Here is a 14,080-nt window from a genome sequence, read left to right on the forward strand (position 1 = left end):
ATATCTATGCCTTGGACTTATCTCGGCGGGGAGTCCAGGCTTGAGGACATGAACGAAGAACGCAAGGTCGCCCTGGTCGCCGGGGCCAACGGGGTCATCGGCAAGAATCTGATCGAACACCTGGAGACCCTGCCGGGCTGGCGTGTCATCGGCCTGTCGCGGCGCGGCGGCCCCGGTCAGATCGCGGTCGACCTGCTCGACGCGGACGACACCCGGGCGAAGCTCGGCGGCCTGGGCGATGTCACGCACGTGTTCTACGCGGCTTATGTCGACAAGCCGACCTGGGCCGAACTGGTCGCGCCGAACCTGGCGATGCTGACGAACCTCGTCGACGCGATCGAGCCCGCCGCGCCCGGACTGCGCCACATCAGCCTCATGCAGGGCTACAAGGTCTACGGCGCCCACCTCGGCCCGTTCAAGACCCCGGCGCGCGAGGACGACGCCGGGCACATGCCGCCCGAGTTCAATGTGGACCAGCAGGAGTTCCTGGAACGGCGTCAGGCCGGGAAGACCTGGACGTGGTCGGCGATCCGGCCGTCGGTGGTCGGCGGCACCGCGCTGGGCAACCCGATGAACCTCGCGCTGGCCATCGCGGTCTACGCGTCGATCTCGAAGGAACTCGGCCTGCCGCTGCGGTTCCCCGGCAAACCCGGCGCGTACGACAGTCTCCTGGAAATGACCGACGCCGGCCTGCTGGCGAAGGCCACCGTATGGGCCACCGGTTCGGAGAACGAGGCGTACAACATCGCGAACGGCGACCTCTTCCGGTGGAGCGACCTCTGGCCGCGGATCGCGCGGTACTTCGACCTGGAGGTGGCGCCGCCGCTGCCGATGTCGCTGGACGTCGTCATGGCGGACAAGGAAGAACTCTGGACGTCCATCGCCGCGAAGTACGGCCTCGACGTGCCCTACAGCGCCGTTTCGTCGTCGTGGGCGTTCGCGGACTTCGTGTTCGGCTGGGATTACGACATGTTCGCGGACGGCTCGAAGGCGAGGCGAGCCGGTTTCCACGAATACGCGGAGACCTCGGCGATGTTCTTCCGGCTGTTCGACGAGTTCCGGAAGGCGAAGGTGATCCCGTAGGGCCGGAGGCTTCCGGGTGGTCGCCGGCCGAGCGGAGTTGCGAAGGGGACTTTCCCCTCATCTCACGCGGCGAAAGCGCCCCTCACCGCGTGAGATGAGGGGAAAGTCCCCTTCAGCCCCGTCCGATGTACGGCATCGCGGTCGCCGTGACGGTCAGGAACTGGACGTTCGCGTCGAGCGGCAGCCCGGCCATGTACAGCACGGCGTCCGCGACGTGCCGGGCGTCGAAGGTCGGCTCGGCCTTGACGCTGCCATCGGCCTGCGGGATCCCGTCGGCCATGCGCAGGGTCATCTCGGTGGCGGCGTTGCCGATGTCGATCTGTCCACAAGCGACGTTCCAGGCCCGCCCGTCGAGGGAGATCGACTTCGTCAGCCCGGTCACCGCGTGTTTCGTCGCGGTGTAGGCGACGGACGCGGGGCGCGGGGCGTGCGCGGAGATCGAACCGTTGTTGATGATCCGGCCGCCGCGTGGGTCCTGCGTCTTCATCAGCCGCACGGCCTGCTGCGCGCACAGGAACATCCCGGTCAGGTTGGTGTCGACGGCGCGTTTCCAGTCCGCGAAGGACAGTTCGTCGACCGTCCCGCCCACCGAAACACCCGCGTTGTTCACCAGGAGATCCAGCCGTCCCCATTCCGCGCGGACCGTCTCGAACAACGCGGCGGCGGAATCCGGGTCGGCGACGTCCGTGGGCACGGGAAGCGCGTTCGTGTCGCCGCCGGCGGTCTCGGCCAGCGCGTCCGCACGGCGGCCGGCGAGGGCGACCCGGTACCCGGCGCCGAGTAACGCGCGGGAGATCTCCCTGCCGAGCCCGGAACCCGCCCCGGTGACGACCGCGGTCCTGCCGTTGCCCATCGAACCTCCTCGCAGACCGTGCCGGATCGACCCGGCTCGGTGATTGTTTTCCGATTACCCGCGTCCGTTCAGGCTAGCGCGCGACCGTCGGCGGAAAACGTTCACCCGTCGGCCGTCGCGCCTTCACGAAAACCGGTAACCCCTTCACCGTATCGAGGCGATTCACCGGATGTGCCCAGGGGGAATTCACTCCGTTCACTTCGTCGCCGGAGTGGTGGACAGTGAAGAAGAATCCGCGCTTCCAGCTGGTCCAGACCGGCGATCAGACCATCCGATGGCGACTGCTCGGCGGCAACAACGTGTCGCTGGGGTCGGCGCCCGACGACTATCCGCGAGCCGAGGAATGCCTCGCCGCGATCGCCTGGCTCAGCGTCCATATTTCCGAGCTGACCAGCGATTTCAGTCATCTCAGCGGCGGGCGCTGGCGCTGGCGCCTGCATCGGGACGACCGGGTCGTCGCGATCGCCAGCCACGCCTACGGGCGGCGTATCGAGGCGCAGCGCGGGCTCGACCGCTTCCGCTCGGCCACCACCGAGGCGCCACTCGGCGAAGGGATCGAGACCATCTCCGATTGGCGCCGGAAATACCGTCGCGATTCCGGCGGTATTTCACCGAATCGTTCTCCGTGACGGCCGCTCACGGAAAGTGCGTTCCCCGGAGATTAACCACCATGACGTCGGGCGGGAACGCGAAGCACCGTCGCCGGACAGTGTCGCGGAGCGAGGATTGTGGCAAGTCACGGAATCCCGTGACGACTTGGGGACTAGAGAAAGAGTGCCAACAAGATGCGTGCTCGTACCACTCGGTTTCTCGGCGCCACCGCCATCGCCGCCTGTGCCTGCCTCACCCTGACCGGCACCGCCTCGGCGGTCGCCCCGGCCAACGGCCTCGAAGACGTCCTGGCCGCGGCGGGCTCGGACACCACCGCCGACATCACCGGCGCGATCCTGGCCAACGCCAACGGCGCCGCCTGGAACACCGACCCCGACAACCACGTCAACATCCCGCCGCTGCTCGCCGCGGGCGGTACCTTCACCGTTCCCGGTGACCTTTACGCCGATCAGGTCGTCTACAACACCACGACCACCCTGCCGCCGAACGGCTCTTCCCAGGGCAAGGCCGCGCTCAAGGCCTCCGGCGACGCGGGCGACGGCAAGATCGACATCGCGCGGTCGTCGTCGCCCCGTGGCTCGTCCGACCCCGCGTCGTTCGAGTACTACTCCTTCGCCACCGACGGTGTCACCTGGTCGTCCTCGGCGACCGGCTCGGGCGCGGGCCTGTCCCTCACACTGGCGCAGCTGCGCGGCATCTACGACGGCTCCATCACCAACTGGAACCAGGTCGGTGGCGCCAACGCCGCCATCGTCGTCTACCTGCCCCAGACCGGCTCCGGCACGCTGAGCTTCTTCACCACCACGGTCCTCGGCTTCGACCCCACCACCAAACCGGTCACCATCAAGCGGTTCCAGGAGCACGACGGCAGCTCCATCCCCACCGCCGACCGGGCCAACGCGATCGCCCCGTTCTCCATCGCGCAGTGGATCGCCCAGGGCAACGCGGTGACCGCGGACAAACGCGCGGGCTTCACCGTGAACCCGCTGACCGGTGCCGGCTTCAACGGTTCCCCGGTCGCCGGCTCGGCCGGCAACTACACCCCGGCCTTCACCACGGCGTTCCTGGGTTCGCGCAGCGTCTACCACGTGCTCGACACCCGCACGCCGAGCTACGACCAGGCCCAGCGCGCCGTCGGCTTCGCCGCCGGTGACACGGCCGCGACCGCCAGCCCGTTGTGCGGTGGCCAGCTCGCCACCACCATCAAGCGGTACGGCTTCCTGACCGTCTCGGGCCCGAACGGCCTGTCCTGCGTCAAGTCCTGACCCCCTCCTAGCGCGTGAAGGCCCCCTTCCCTCGGCTGAGCCGAGGGAAGGGGGCCTTCACGTGCGATGGGACTACTGCGGCTACTTCGGAGCGACGCCCAGTGCGGCGAGCGCCGGGCCGGTCATGATCACGCCCGCGCCGGTGACCGGGTCGAAGCCCGGGGCGCCGAGGTCGATCGCGGTGGACACGAGCGCGTTCCGGATCTCCGCCTGGGTCGCGGCCGGCTTGCCCTGCTTCAGCAGCGCGGCGATGGCGGCGGCACTCGGCGCGGCGGCCGAAGTCCCGAAGAACGGCTGGAAGCCGCTCACCGAGGTCGCGACGCCGTCGGCCGCGGTGATGTCCGGCTTGTTGCGCGTCGCGCCACCGGTCGAGGACACGTTGCCGGGGGTGATCACCGAACCGTCCGGGTGGTAGAACTGGTGACGGCGACCGTCCGAAGTGAACCGTTCCCACTTGCTGGCGGCGGTGAACAGACCCGGGTACGGGCCTGCCGGGTTCGCCGGATCACCGGCTTCGAGCGCACGGCCGAAGGCGCCGGCGGCGGGAGCGGCCGCGACGCTGAAGGCGTTGACGGCGGCCGAGTGGCCGGAGGTGACACCGTTGGTGCTGAAGGCTTTCAGGTCACCGGAGGGGACGAAGCGGCCGCGGATCACGTTGAGCGCGATGAACCGGTCGGAGCCGCTGTACTTGACCACGGCGACCTTGAAGCCCGAGCCGCTGGCCGGAACCTGGGCGATCTCGTACGGGTTCTGGGTGCCGTTCTGCGCGCCCTCACTGGAGGCGACGACCGCGCCGGAGGAGTTCAGGACGAACAGGTCGTAGTCGCTGGTGGCCTTGCCCCACGGGTCGGACCAGAACAGGGTGACGTAGCGGCCGACCGAGTTCGGCGAAAGCGCGTTGTACAGCTGGGTCGTGGCGCTCGGGTCGAAGTCGTGCGGCGTCCCGGTGACCCCGGAGATCTTGCTGCTGGAGCCGCGGAAGTCGCCTTCGTAGTAGCCGCTGGTGCCGTCGGTCAGGTTGCCCGAGTTCCCCGCGGAGGAGAAGTAGAGCGCGCCGGCCGCGGTCACGTCGTTGACGGCCTGCGCGACCGGGCCGTCCTGGAACGGCGACTCGTCGAAGTAGGAGACGTCGTCGACGATGATCGTGCACTTGCCGGTGGTCCGCAGGGCGCGGATGTTGTCGGCGAAGCTCTGCTCGCTGGTGAAGGCGGTCGCGAAACCGAGCGCGGCGCCGGGCGCCATGTCGTGGATGATCTCCAGCATCGCGGTGCCCTCGTCACCGCTGCCGGCCTGGCCGGGGAGGACGTCGACGGCGGGGAGTTCGCCGGCGGTCTGCGACGCCTGGAGCGACTTGATGCCGTCCGAGAGCACGCAGACCTTCTGACCCGCGCCGGTGACGCCGTACTTGGTGCGGGCGGTGTCGTTGCCGTGCGCCTTGTCGCCCTCGGCGACCTGCAGCGCGGCGGCGGTCTTCTTGGCCGCGGCCTGCCGCCGGTCCTGCGGCGCGGATTCGTTCCAGGTCATGGCCTGGGAAGCGGCCTTGACCTCGGCGACGTCACCGCGTCCGGCGATCGCGTCCACGGCGGTCAGGGGGAGGTCGGCGCGGATCGCACCGGCGGGTGAGGCGTAGCGGACGGTGCCACCCGCCGCCTTGACGGCGTCCACCAGGGACTGTCCGGCGCCCTTGATGTCCACCGCGACCGTGCCGGCGTCGCTGACGCCCAGCCCGGTCCGGTACTCGGGCAGCTTGCCGGCCAGGCTCTTGTCGGCGCGGAGGCGCTTCTCGACGACGAGCTGGCTCGACTGTTTGCGCTCGGCCGGGGTGAGGCTCTTCTTGATGCTCTGCAGCGCGCTGATCCCGGCCTGGGTGCGCACCTCTTCCGACGGCTGGGCACCGGAAACCGCGGTCGACAGCAGCAAAGCGCCGACCGCGACCGGAACCGAGCATGTGACCACCCGGCTGAATCTGCTCATCGAAAACTCTCCCTGATTCTGGCCAACACAGCCCGTGACAGGAATTCCTTCGGCCGCCCGAATGAATTACCCTGACCGGGTGTAATGGGGAGAATCTAAAGAGCTATCAGTGAGGAGTCCACCGACCAAAGTCGGTATCGGGCGAAGATCCACATCGTGGGAGTGATTTCGGTCCGAAAAGACCGAAATTCCGCTCCTAAGCCCACGCGGGAAACAGCCGCCAAAGCGCCAAAGCCGCCAGTGACGCCAGGGTGAGCAGCACCGGGCCGGTGATGACGTAGGTGGAGACCGGCCGCCACCGGCGGTAGAGGAAGGTCGCCCCGGCCGCGGCCGCCACGAACCCGCCGAAGGCCAGCACGAGCCCGGCCCACGCGTCGCCGTCGCCGGTCCGGCCGTCCTGCGCGTCCGCCTTGCCATTCTGCGGGGTGGGCCGGAACGGCCTGCCCTCCAGCGCCGCGGTCACCACGGTCGCTTCCGCCGAGGCCAGCGGCCACCAAGACGCCGAAGTCACCAAGGTCAGCCGATCGTTCTGGGTCTTGCCGTAGTCGGCCCCCTCGTCGAGCGGGCGGGTGGCCTTCTCGGTCACGCGGTAGACGGATTTGCCCTGAGTGGTCGCGACGACGATTTCGTCACCGGGCTCCAGCGCCTCCAGCGATCCGAACGGACCGCCGTAACCCGCGTTGCGCGCCACGATCGCGGCGTTGCCGGGCTGCCCGGGACCGGCGGTCCCCGGCACGTGCCCCGGCCCGGACGCGGTTTCCCCGCTCGACGCGCCTTCGACGACGACCTGCTGCAGTTTCAGCGCGGGGATCTCCAGCACGGCGACCGGCTTGCCGAACTCCACCGGTTCGCTGGGCGGAGCGGCGCCGAAGAGGCTTTGGCTGGCACCCAGCGCCAGGCCGATCTCGCCGCGGATCTCGCCCAGCGCCTTCCGCTGATCGCTCGCCTGGAGCATCGGCCCCAGCGCGTAGACGACCAGCGCCAGCGCCACCAAGGTGGTGACCAGCCAGGCGGCGAGGACAGCGCCGATCCATCCCGGACCGAAGCTCAGGAAGCGGGTTTCCGGTTCCTGGTGCCGCTCTTCGACAGAGGTGCTCACGCCGCTCCTCCGGCCGATTTACGCCGCAGGAGACCGAAGAGCATCGCGAACGCGGCCCCGATCTCGGTCAGCGCGACGACCAGCCACCTCGGCACCGGGCGTCCGGCGGCGACGTACGCCGTCGCGGACGGGAGTGTCGCCAGGATCACCAACGCCACCAAGGGAATGAGCGCGCCCAGCACTCCGGCGCCCGGGAACTTCGGGATGTCGATCGACTCGGCGAGGTTCTTGGCCGCCAGCACGCTTTCCGGGGTCGGGGCGGCCGCGGGAGCGGGCCCGGTGGCGGCCGCCGTCGCCGAAGTCCCGGCGGGCGAACCCGTTCCCCCGGTGGGGCCGGTCAGCGAGGAATTGGCGGCCGTCGTGGCACCGTTCCCGCCCGCCGGTGGCGGATTCTTCGCTTCTTCCCTTTCCTGACAGGCTTCTTGGACCGTCCCGGTGCCGATCTTGGCCACTCTCGCGGGAACGGTGGCCGCCAAGCCAGGGCTCAACGGGGTCATTCCCGGCGGGAGCAGCGACTGGCCGTAGCCGCTCGCCAATTCGGCGACCGCCTTCAGCTGTGCCTGTTTCTCGGTCATCGGCTTGCAGGTCGCGTCGATCAACGGATTGACCGGCGCCGCCAGATACTCCACGAAGGTCAGCGGGTACGCGCCGTCCTTGGTCACGGTGCCCGGCTGCGCCGTCCCGTCCGCGCCGACCTCCATCGAATCGGCCGCCAGCTGCAGGCTTTCCTTGGTCGGCGCGACGAAGTTCCCCTTGCCGTCCGGAAGCGCGACCGGCGCCCAGCCGTAGGCCCTCGCCGTCGCGAGATCGGTGACGACCCAGCTCATGCAGCCGCCGGTGCAGACGAATCCCGTTCCCACGACACCGTTCTGCACGGTCTTGCGCACGGCGAGCTGACCGGTTTTCGCGTCGACGTTGTGCAGCGAGCGGGCACCGGGGTCGAGCGCGTTGAGATCGGAGATCACCCCCGGCGACTTCCCATCCAGCTCACCGAAGTACTCCGTGCCCTTCTTCGGGAACACCCAGGCCGACGGCGCCGCCCCGGCGAGGACCTTGCTCAACGCGAGCGGAACGGTGCCCGGTCCGGATTCCCCGGTCACCCCGAAGAAATCCAGGCTCTCGGCGCCGGCCCTGGCGCTGGCCGCGTTCGCCTCGTTCTCTCTCGTGACGGCGGCGAGCGCCGGATTGCGGCCGACCAGCGGGGTACCGTTCCGGAAAATGCCGCCCCGGCCGTCCAGATCGGGTTGCTGTCCCCCCTTGGTGACCATGTTCGCCACCTCGTCGTGGGTGAACCGCAGGGTGCCGGTGAACTTCGCGTTGAGCGAGCTCCCGTTGTCGTCGCTGTCGGTCGGCGACCAGCCGACCGCGGCCACCACCGCCGCGTTGATCCCGACCGGGATGTACTGCCGCTCCCGGACGGTCTGGGTGGCGAGCGCGTTCCCGCTGCCGGTGATCACCAGATCCGAGTCGCCCTTGTCGAACGCGGTCAGGCCGGCGTCCTCCGTCTCGCTCACGATGTTCGACGGCTGCTCGGCCTGGGTGGGCGCGCAGAGCGCTTGGTTCCAGGCGACCGCGGCACGGCCCAGCCGCTCCGGCATGCTGGCGTTGAGGGTGTTCTGACCGGCGCCCTTACAGCCTTCGACGCCGATCGCCTGCTGCGACGGGGTGAACGCGATCGAGCTGTCGATCCAGGTCACGAACGCGCCGTCCGCGTTCTTCGCGGTGATCGTGACCGCGACCGAACAGGGATTGTTCTCATCGCACCGGAACGAATACTTGTTGCGGGTCTTCGCACCGGTCGCCGGATCGACGACATCGGGATTGGCGGCCCAGGAAACCGTGGGCGGCTTGTCCGCCTGACCTTCGGCGTTCTTGGTGAAGGTGGTGTACAGCGGGTCCCAGATGATCGGTTTCGGGGTGGAGGAGCCGAGCGGGATCTGAGTGTCGATGACGATGTCGCCGGTCCTGCTGCTCCGGCGGCCCGTGGCGCTGTCCATATGCGCCGCGTTCGCGATGAACTCGTCTTTCAACCCTCCGCAGTAGGCATTGACCCGCGCGCTGACGGAACTGTCCCGCAGCCACGGCGGTTTTCCCGCGACCTTGATCAAATTGTCCGGCAGGACCTTGGGGCAGACTTTCAGGGACGCCTGGGCACCGCTCGCCAATCCCGACACCGTGATCCGCACCGGTTCGCCGTTCCGGGCCGCCGACAGATCGGCGGGCTCGGTTTTGAGGGTGTACGGCGGGTTCGCCGGCGCTTGCGCCTGCGCCGCGGGGACGGACACCCCCGTGACCATCAGCACCCCGCAGATCAGCAAGATCCCGACTTGTCTCGCACGGACGAAGAACACGGACGACTCCCAAGGTGCGCGGGCATACGGCGGCGAGCGGGACTCGATCACGAGCCGCGCCGGAACCAACGTCCCCGAGTCGCCCGTTCGGGGTCAACCGCACCCGGACCCGCCCCGGCACAGATTCACACGCGCCCCGTCGGGCGTTCTCCGCTTGGACACCTTTCGCGGTTTCGGGCACCACATACTGGCCGCATCGAGGGGCGACGTGGTGTGCCCTGAACTCGTTTGCCCACCGATACGAAGGAAGGCCGCTCGTGACCGTCGCGCCACCCCGGCCCGACCCGTCGCCACCGGGAACCCCGGTGCGGCGGGCGATCACCGAAGTCCTTTCCCGGGCAGACCGGGCGTTCCGCCGCGTCACCACCGGCGCCGGGCTGACCATGCTGGGCATCCTTCTGGTCATCGGCTTCTTCCTGGTCTACCGGTCCGGGCCCGCCTTCGACAACAGCGGTTTCGGGTTCTTCACCACCATCCGGTTCGACCCGGCCTCCGGCGTACTCGGTGTGCTGGGCCTGCTCTACGGGACGATCGTGGTCGCGCTCATCGCGGTCCTCGTCGCCGTCCCGCTGAGCATCCTGGCCGCGCTGTTCATCACCGAGTACTCGAGCGGCCGGATCCGCGGCTTCCTCACCGGCCTCGTCGACCTGCTCGCGGCCATTCCCAGCCTGTTGTACGGCTTATGGGGATTCAGCTTCCTCGGCCCGCAGATCGTCCCGGTGTCGACGTGGCTGACCGAGAACCTCGGCTGGTTCCCCCTGTTCGCGTCCAAGGAGAACACGCTGTACATCCAGTCCATGTTCATCGCCGGGCTGGTGGTGTCCCTGATGGTCCTCCCGATCACGACCTCGGTGATCCGCGAGGTGTTCGCGCAGACTCCGCCCGGGGAAAAGGAAGCGGCGCTCGCACTGGGCAGTACTCGGTGGGGGATGGTCAAAACGGTCATGCTGCCCTTCGGCCGGGGTGGCATCATCGGCGGTTCGATGCTCGGGCTCGGCCGCGCGCTCGGCGAGACGATCGCCGTTTCCCTGCTACTGCCCCAGGTTCCGGAGATCACGCAGCACGTCCTCCAGTTCGGCGGCGCGACCATCTCCGGGTTCATCGCCAACAACTCCGGCGCCTCCGGCCTTTCGCTGTCCGGGCTGATGGCGGCGGGCCTGGTGCTGTTCGTCTTCACCTTGGCCACGAACTTCACCGCGTCGGTCATCATTTCCAAGAGCCGGTCCGGTGCGGGAGTCGATGCCTGATGACCACGACACTCACTCCCCCGGTCTCGTCCGGCCCGCGCAAACTCGTCAAACGCCGCCCGTCGGAGACCACCCGGCAGGATCGGCTGGCCGCGCTCGGCTGCGCCGTGTCGGCCACCCTGCTCACCTGGTTCGTCATGCATCTGCTGCTGGATTCGCCCGGCTGGCTGGCGGATCTGATCGTCGCCTACCTGCTGTACCTGGCGATGCTCTACCTGGTCACCCGCGACCGTCTCGGCAGGCTCGCCGCGTCGGACCGGCTCGTCTCGACGATCGTGGTCTCCGGGGCGCTCACCCTGCTCGTCCCGTTGCTGTTCCTGTTGACCTACATCGTGATCGAGGGCGCGCCGTATCTGCGCCTGGGCTTCTTCACCCACGACATGTCCGCGGTCGCGCCGACCGATCCGGTCACCGCGACCGGCGGTCTGCACGCGGTCGTCGGAACGCTTCAGCAGACCGCGCTGACGCTGGTGTTCGTCGTTCCGCTGGGGGTGCTCACCGCGATCTTCCTGAACGAGACGCGGTCGAGGTTCCGCCGCCCGGTGCGGATCATGGTCGACGCGATGAGCGGTCTCCCGTCCATCGTGGCCGGTCTGTTCATCTACGCGGCGCTGATCATCCCCGGTATCCAGGCGGGGGTGGGACTGTTCAGCTACAACGGTTTGATGGCCACCTTGGCGCTGACGATGGTCATGCTGCCGACGGTGACGCGGACCGTGGACGTGGTGCTCCGGCTGGTCCCGGACGGCCTGCGCGAGGCGTCGCTGGCACTCGGCGCGAGCCGCGCGAGGACGGTGTGGTCGGTGGTCCTGCCCACCGCGCGGACCGGCGTCACCACCGCCGTGATCCTCGGGATCGCCAGGGTGGCAGGCGAAACGGCACCACTGCTGTTCACCTCGTTCGGCTCGCTCGCGATGAACGCCAACCCGTTCTCCGCGCCGCAGGAGAGCATCCCGCTGTTCATCTACCGCTTCATCAAGCAGCCGCTGGAGAACGTCCAGCAGCGCGGTTACGTCGGCGCGCTCGTGCTGATCCTGCTCATCTTCGGCCTGTTCGCGATCGCCAGGATCGTCGGGCGCGACCGGTCGAAGCGCAAGGCGAAAAGAACGAAGGAGAACCGGTGACCGACACCACCGAATTGTCCACCGTGGACGGTAATGAGGAGAATCCTTACTCCACCGGCTATCTCACCCCCCGCGACGCCGACGGCAGGCCTCAGGTCACCTTGACCGGCGGCCCGCCGCCCGGCGCGGCGGAACTCGAGTCGCGCGAAATCGGTGCCTGGTTCGGCGACCGGCTGGTCCTCGAAGGCGTGTCGCTGCGGATGCCCGCCAAGGAGGTGACCGCGCTGATCGGTCCGTCGGGCTGCGGCAAGTCGACCTTCCTGCGCATCCTCAACCGGATGCACGAGCTGGTCCCGTCGGCGTCGCTGACCGGTGAAGTCCTGCTGGACGGCCAGGACATCTACGCCGACGGAACCCGGCCGCAGCAGGTCCGGCTGCGCATCGGCATGGTGTTCCAGAAGCCGAACCCGTTCCCCGCGATGTCCATCCGGGACAACGTACTCGCCGGACTGAAACTCGCCGGCGTCAAATGCGACGACAAGAACGCGCTCGTGGAACAGAGTCTGGAACGCGCCGGGCTGTGGCGTGAGGTCCGCGACCGGTTGAGCTCGCCCGGCGGCGCTCTCTCCGGTGGGCAGCAGCAGCGGCTCTGCATCGCCCGTTCGCTCGCGGTGCAGCCGAACGTGCTCCTGATGGACGAGCCCTGCTCCGCCCTCGACCCGACGTCGACCCGGCGGATCGAGCAGACGATCGCCGAGATCGGGCACGAGGTGACCGTCGTGATCGTCACGCACAACATGCAGCAGGCCCAACGGGTTTCGGATCACTGCGCGTTCTTCCTCGCGGCCGAGAACGAACCCGGCCGGGTGATCGAGCACGGTCCGACGGACACGATCTTCAACGCGCCGTCGGACGAACGCACCTTCGACTACGTGAACGGGCGATTCGGATGACGGCCTTGCGCAGAGTGGGCGCTTTGGCCGGGGTCTCGGCGCTGCTGCTCTCGATCTCCGTGGCGGGCGCGCCCGGCGCGGCCGCGCTCAGCAGGGTCACCGGCTCGGGGTCCAGCTACGTCGGCGTGGCGATGACCGACTGGCAGAACGGCGCGACGTCGCGGGGTATCCCGGTCAACTACTCGGCGACCAACTCACCCGCCGGGGTCAACCAGTACGGCGACCGGACGGTCGACTTCGGCGGGACCGAAGCCGAGGTCTCCTCGCTCCTCGCGGCCGGTGGCGGCGGGGTGACCGCGCAGACCCGCGGCTACCAGTACGTCCCGGACGTCGCCGGCGCGGTCGCCGTCATGTACAACGTCACCGACCAGGCCGGGAAGCGGGTCGACTACCTGCACCTGACCCGCGAGGTGATCGGCCGCATCTTCAGCCGGGACATCACCCGCTGGAGCGATCCGGCGATCACCGCGACCAACGGCGGGAAGTCGCTGCCGGACCAGCCCATCACGCTGGTCGGCCGGACCGGGCAGTCCGGGACGACGGCACTGTTCTACGACTTCGTCGCGCACGCGGCACCCGACGCGTACCAGCGTTTCGTCTCCCGCAACGTCGGCAACGGGATGGGCAGCCTGCCCGCCGGGGTGCGCCCGATCCAGCTCCCCGAACGAGGACCGGACGCCGACTGGTACCGGCTGCTCGCGGACTCGGACCAGATCGCGCAGGCCATCGGCAAAGCGACCATCCCGTTCTCGATCGCCTACGACGAATTCGCCTACGCGCAGCGCCACAACGTGCCGTCGGCATGGGTGCAGAACGGCGCGGGGCAGTACACGCAGCCTTATGCGGAGAACATCGCCTCCGCGCTGAAGTTCGCGGAACTCCGCCCGGACCTCAGCCAGAAACTCGACAAGGTCTACTCGAACGCCGACCCGAAGACGTACCCCATTTCGGCGTACTCCTACATCATGATGCCGTGTACGAGCGGCCGGGACACCTGCCGCGGCGGCTATGGCGACCAGGGCAAGACCGACACGATGACCGCGTTCCTCGAACACGTCGCCTGCGACGGCCAGATCAACATGGCCCGGATCGGTTACTCGCCGCTGCCGCCGAACCTGTCGCAAGAGATCATGAACTCCAATTCGCGGCTCACCGGGCAGCCACCGAAACAACTGAACGCGAGCAACTGCGCCAACCCGACCTTCCGCGGCAGTCTCGGCGCGGGCGCGACCAGCCCGCCCGACCCGCTGGTGACCGCCGGGATCCTCGCCCCGAACGGCAAACCCGCGACCGGACAGGGCGCCGCCGGACCGAGCAAGTCGGCCGGGCCCGCGAACGGTCGGGCCACCGGCGACAAGACCGCGACCGCGACGGCGAACCCCGACGAGGAATCGGCGGGCGGCGGCTCGAAGAACTGGCGGGAAGCCGCACCGGCGTCCTACGACGAGGGCGGGTTCGGCGGCTTCGGGGGCTGGGCGGCGCTGGTGCTCTTCGTCGCGATTGTGACGCCACTGGTGGTGCGCGGGGTGATCCGGAAGCTGCGGGGTGCTTAGGGGCTCGTGAGTGGTAAGGACGGTTC

11 protein-coding genes are annotated in these 14,080 nt (G+C 68.7%); 7 read left to right on the plus strand and 4 right to left on the minus strand.

The features are described 5' to 3' along the window. Positions 1–48 precede the first annotated feature (48 nt). Entirely contained in the window at positions 49–1,083 is a 1,035-nt protein-coding gene (locus BLW75_RS14915; protein WP_034312717.1) for an SDR family oxidoreductase, read from the plus strand. Between the two features lie 112 nt (positions 1,084–1,195). Here BLW75_RS14915 and BLW75_RS14920 read toward each other — a convergent pair whose 3' ends face one another. Then, positions 1,196–1,936 (minus strand): SDR family oxidoreductase, encoded by a 741-nt coding sequence (locus tag BLW75_RS14920; protein WP_034312719.1) that lies wholly within the window; start codon positions 1,934–1,936, stop codon positions 1,196–1,198. Between the two features lie 221 nt (positions 1,937–2,157). On the opposite strand from BLW75_RS14920, the gene BLW75_RS14925 reads away from it, so the two are divergent. Further along, entirely contained in the window at positions 2,158–2,565 is a 408-nt protein-coding gene (locus BLW75_RS14925; protein WP_034312721.1) for a YegP family protein, read from the plus strand. A gap of 156 nt (positions 2,566–2,721) precedes the next feature. Further along, the gene (locus BLW75_RS14930; RefSeq protein WP_034312723.1) at positions 2,722–3,813 is read left to right on the plus strand and encodes a substrate-binding domain-containing protein; all 1,092 of its coding nucleotides are present in this window, start codon (positions 2,722–2,724) and stop codon (positions 3,811–3,813) included. 81 nt (positions 3,814–3,894) lie between these two features. Here BLW75_RS14930 and BLW75_RS14935 read toward each other — a convergent pair whose 3' ends face one another. From BLW75_RS14935 to BLW75_RS14945, 3 genes are all read right to left on the minus strand, one after another. Further along, positions 3,895–5,787 (minus strand): S8 family peptidase, encoded by a 1,893-nt coding sequence (locus tag BLW75_RS14935; RefSeq protein WP_034312726.1) that lies wholly within the window; start codon positions 5,785–5,787, stop codon positions 3,895–3,897. 196 nt (positions 5,788–5,983) lie between these two features. Next, on the minus strand, positions 5,984–6,886 hold the full coding sequence (locus tag BLW75_RS14940; protein WP_091597626.1) for a sortase: 903 nt from the start codon (positions 6,884–6,886) through the stop codon (positions 5,984–5,986). After that, positions 6,883–9,237: a hypothetical protein gene (locus tag BLW75_RS14945; protein WP_034312728.1), complete on the minus strand. Its 2,355-nt coding sequence runs from the start codon at positions 9,235–9,237 to the stop codon at positions 6,883–6,885. The genes BLW75_RS14940 and BLW75_RS14945 overlap by 4 nt, the downstream gene beginning before the upstream one ends. A 257-nt stretch (positions 9,238–9,494) precedes the next feature. On the opposite strand from BLW75_RS14945, the gene pstC reads away from it, so the two are divergent. The 4 genes from pstC (at position 9,495) to BLW75_RS14965 (ending at position 14,054) form a co-directional block, all read left to right on the plus strand. Continuing rightward, positions 9,495–10,484 (plus strand): phosphate ABC transporter permease subunit PstC, encoded by a 990-nt coding sequence (gene pstC / locus BLW75_RS14950; RefSeq protein WP_034312731.1) that lies wholly within the window; start codon positions 9,495–9,497, stop codon positions 10,482–10,484. Then, a complete protein-coding gene (pstA, locus tag BLW75_RS14955; protein WP_034312732.1) occupies positions 10,484–11,608 on the plus strand; it encodes a phosphate ABC transporter permease PstA in 1,125 nt (374 codons plus the stop codon). Before pstC ends, pstA begins: the two co-directional genes overlap by 1 nt. Before the next feature lie 101 nt (positions 11,609–11,709). Beyond that, positions 11,710–12,501 carry a phosphate ABC transporter ATP-binding protein gene (locus BLW75_RS14960; RefSeq protein ID WP_034312994.1) on the plus strand — a complete coding sequence of 264 codons (792 nt, stop codon included), beginning with the start codon at positions 11,710–11,712 and terminating at the stop codon, positions 12,499–12,501. Further along, complete coding sequence (locus tag BLW75_RS14965; RefSeq protein ID WP_091597629.1) at positions 12,498–14,054, plus strand: substrate-binding domain-containing protein; 1,557 nt, start codon at positions 12,498–12,500, stop codon at positions 14,052–14,054. The genes BLW75_RS14960 and BLW75_RS14965 overlap by 4 nt, the downstream gene beginning before the upstream one ends. Positions 14,055–14,080 lie beyond the last annotated feature (26 nt).

This window comes from Amycolatopsis lurida, assembly GCF_900105055.1.
Classification (GTDB): domain Bacteria; phylum Actinomycetota; class Actinomycetes; order Mycobacteriales; family Pseudonocardiaceae; genus Amycolatopsis; species Amycolatopsis lurida.